Source organism: Moorena sp. SIO3B2 (genome assembly GCF_010692525.1).
Classification (GTDB): Bacteria; Cyanobacteriota; Cyanobacteriia; order Cyanobacteriales; family Coleofasciculaceae; genus Moorena; species Moorena producens.
In genome coordinates, this window is record NZ_JAAHHE010001014.1 from 1 (window position 1) to 1,007 (window position 1,007).

The 1,007-nt window shown below is 39.2% G+C and carries 1 protein-coding gene and 1 pseudogene; one reads left to right on the forward strand and one right to left on the reverse strand.

The window, feature by feature from the left end:
- Positions 1 to 481 (reverse strand): helix-turn-helix domain-containing protein (locus F6K38_RS43125; protein WP_287361083.1); only part of this gene is annotated, 481 nt, incomplete at its 3' end.
- Between the two features lie 52 nt (positions 482 to 533).
- Between F6K38_RS43125 and tnpA the strand changes: the two are divergent.
- Positions 534 to 987 (forward strand): annotated as a pseudogene (tnpA, locus tag F6K38_RS43130) (IS200/IS605 family transposase).
- Positions 988 to 1,007 lie beyond the last annotated feature (20 nt).

The window sequence follows — 1,007 nt, forward strand, 5'->3', positions numbered from 1 at the left end:
CAAACAACCATTTTCCGTTAACAGTACAGAACTTTAACCAAGAATTATCAGCATTTGGAAAGTTTAACGTCCGATATCTGGCAACATTCTTAAATCGAGGCTTGCCACTGCGTTTACCATTTTTGTCCCCTGCTATAAACCTGTTAAAAGCGTTTTTTACTCTTGTACAGACATCTTGCAAAACAGTTGAATACACCTCAGTAAAGTCTATCAACTCTCCAGACCATCCAATCTTAACCAAGTCTTTCTTGATTACTGGAAGTTGCTTTTTCTGGCTGTAGAAATTGGGCTGATCTTTAAGCTCCGGAAGGTAAAAGATTAATGGACAGGCATTGACCGGACATCTATTTTTATCCCACCAATCAAAACGCTCACCCAACATCCGGTTATACCAATATCGACCAACAACTCGCAGCCACTCGTTCAGTGTGAGTGTTTGTTGAGTCTCTGGATATAGTCGATATTGATACGTGTATTTCATTGGTGTTAACTTTTAAGCTACACTGATTATAGTAGACAACAGCAGGATTTTTATGAATAATGACTTTTTATCTAAGGGTCGGTCTGTCTGTGACCTTAAAGCTCATCTCGTCAAGACGACCAAGTATCGTCGCCAAGTCTTTACTGGTGAGATGATTAGCCGTTTACATGAAATTTTTGAAAACTTACTTGAACAACAAGAATGATCGCTTGTTAGCCTTGATGGGGAAAAAGACCATGTTCACCTGCTGTTCCAGTATCACCCTGACATTCACCTGAGTAAACTGGTTAACTCATTGAAGAGTGTCTCAAGCCGAAAAATAAGAGTAGAATTTAGTGAACAACTAGCCAGAATCTACTACAAAAAACCTGCACAAGTGGAATAGTTCTTACTTTATTGCTAGTTGTGGTGGCGTTACTATTTCTACTCTTAAAAAGTACATTGAAAACCAAGACACTCCTGAGATGAGCAACAAAGACCCTGCACAAAATTCATCCCGGAGATGAAACCTTAGAATAGTGGAGCA